This window comes from Lactobacillus equicursoris DSM 19284 = JCM 14600 = CIP 110162 (assembly GCF_001434815.1).
GTDB classification, from domain to species: domain Bacteria; phylum Bacillota; class Bacilli; order Lactobacillales; family Lactobacillaceae; genus Lactobacillus; species Lactobacillus equicursoris.
In genome coordinates, this window is sequence record NZ_AZDU01000090.1 from 1 (window position 1) to 2193 (window position 2193).

Annotated in this window: 2 protein-coding genes; both read right to left on the reverse strand. The window is 44.7% G+C overall.

The genetic code is table 11. The features are described from left to right. Positions 1-53: 53 nt before the first annotated feature. Complete coding sequence (ptsP, locus tag FC20_RS09360; RefSeq protein WP_008461403.1) at positions 54-1781, reverse strand: phosphoenolpyruvate--protein phosphotransferase; 1728 nt, start codon at positions 1779-1781, stop codon at positions 54-56. After that, positions 1781-2047: a phosphocarrier protein HPr gene (locus FC20_RS09365; RefSeq protein ID WP_008461401.1), complete on the reverse strand. Its 267-nt coding sequence runs from the start codon at positions 2045-2047 to the stop codon at positions 1781-1783. Before FC20_RS09365 ends, ptsP begins: the two co-directional genes overlap by 1 nt. Positions 2048-2193: the final 146 nt, after the last annotated feature.

The following is a 2193-nucleotide window of genomic DNA, read 5'->3' on the forward strand; positions in this document are numbered from 1 at the left end:
CAAAGTCAATGTCTTAACTTAATGACATTGAGCTTCCGCTAATTGCTTTTAAACTACTTGTTAGCCATCAAATTCTTAACCAATTCAATGTTGTCTTCGTTTGACAATGATTCATTAACTGCCTTGTCAGCCAAGTCAGCCAATTCTTCAGTTGAGAGCTTCTTCATTTCGTTTCTAATCCGCAAAATTGAAGTTGCGCTCATTGAGTATTCGTCAAGACCCATTGAAAGCAAGATTGGGAACATAGTTGAGTCACCAGCTGCTTCCCCGCACATGCCGCACCAGATGCCAGCCTTGTGAGCTGAGTCGATGGTGTGCTTGATCAGGCGCAGTACTGATGGGTTGTATGGTTGGTAGAGGTAAGAAACGTTTTCGTTACCACGGTCAGCAGCCATCGTGTATTGGATCAAGTCGTTAGTACCAATTGAGAAGAAGTCAACTTCCTTAGCAAATTGGTCAGCCAATACGGCAGCAGCTGGAACTTCGATCATCATGCCGACTTGCAGATCATCGCCAACCTTAACGCCTTCCTTAACCAGCTTGTCCTTTTCTTCAGCCAAAACAGCCTTAGCTTGGTAAAGTTCGTCCAAGGTACCGATCATTGGGAACATGATACCCAGCTTACCGAAAGCAGAAGCTCTCAGCAAAGCCCGCAATTGGGTGCGGAAGATGTCCTTGTTCTTAAGTGACAAACGAACGGCACGGATACCCAAGAATGGGTTCATTTCTTCTGGCAAGTCCCAGTATGACAAGTGCTTGTCACCACCGATGTCCATGGTTCTGATGATCACTTGCTTTCCGTTCATGCCTTCAAGAACCTTCTTGTACGCTTCGAATTGGTCTTCTTCAGTTGGGAAGTCGCTGGAGTTCATGTACAAAAATTCAGTTCTGAACAAGCCAACTGCTTCTGCACCGTTTTCCAAAACGCCAGCAAGGTCGTCTGGAGTACCGATGTTGGCAGCGATGGTGAAGTGCTTGCCGTCAGCAGTTACTGATGGTTCGTCCTTCAACTTGCGCCATTCAGCCTTTTGCTTAGCGAAGTCTTCGCCCTTCTTCTTGTAGTCAGCAACTTGTTCATCGCTTGGTTCAACGATAGCAACACCGTCTAAACCGTCAGCGATCAGCATTTGACCATTCTTAACAGAAGTGGTGATCTTTTCAGTACCAACAACTGCTGGGATTTCCAAAGACCGAGCCATGATTGCTGAGTGAGCAGTCCGGCCGCCAAGGTCAGTTACAAAACCCTTAACGTACTTCTTGTTAAGTTGAGCAGTATCACTTGGAGTAAGGTCTTCAGCAACCAAAACAACTTCGTGGTCAATGCTTGCCAGGTTAGGCAATTCCTTGCCCAAGAGGTGAGCCATGATCCGCTTTGAAACGTCGCGAACGTCAGCTGCTCTTTCTTGCATGTAGGCATTGTCAGTCATGCTTTGGAAAATGTTGATGAAGTTTTGAGCAACTTCGTCAAGAGCAGCTTCACTGTTAACAGCGTCGCTCTTGATCTTAGCATCGATTTGACCAGTAAATTCTGGGTCTGACAAGAACATCAGGTGGGCGTCAAAGACTTGAGCTTCTTCTTCGCCTAAGCTTTCAGCTGCAACTTTGCGGATGTTTTCAAGTTCAGCTTGTGATTCTTCAACAGCCTTGCTAAAGCGAGCTGTTTCAGCTTCGACGTCGTCAACAGTCTTCTTTTCGAAAGAAAGATCTGGTTCAACGAGGAGGTAAGCAGGTGCTACGGCTACGCCATCACTAGCTGCGATTCCCTTCAAAGTTTCAGTCATTATTCAGCCAAGCCTTCTTTTGACATAGTTTCAGCAACAGCTGCGATAGCTTCCTTTTCGTCGTCACCTTCAGCAGTGATGGTAACGTCAGCGCCTTGGCCAACGCCCAAGGACATAACGCCCATGATTGACTTCAAGTTAACTGACTTGCCATTGTATTCAAGGTTGATGTCTGAACCAAACTTAGAAGCAGCTTGTACAAGCAAAGTAGCTGGACGAGCGTGAATACCAGTTTCAGCAATTACGTGAAATTCTTTCTTTTCCATAGTAAATTATCTCCTTAAAATTAAAAATCAAGAATTGGTAACCGTGTACCGTTTCCTTTACAGAATAACATGTTTTTGGCTTTATTACAACTTAATTTGTAAATGTTTTCATCAATATGTGTTTAACAAGTGATAATGTCTTAAGT

What these genes read in the sequence shown, in the direction of transcription:
- ptsP (WP_008461403.1), bottom strand. Translation starts at nt 1,781, where the DNA reads ATGACTGAAACTTTGAAGGGAATCGCAGCTAGTGATGGCGTAGCCGTA.
- FC20_RS09365 (WP_008461401.1), bottom strand. Translation starts at nt 2,047, where the DNA reads ATGGAAAAGAAAGAATTTCACGTAATTGCTGAAACTGGTATTCACGCT.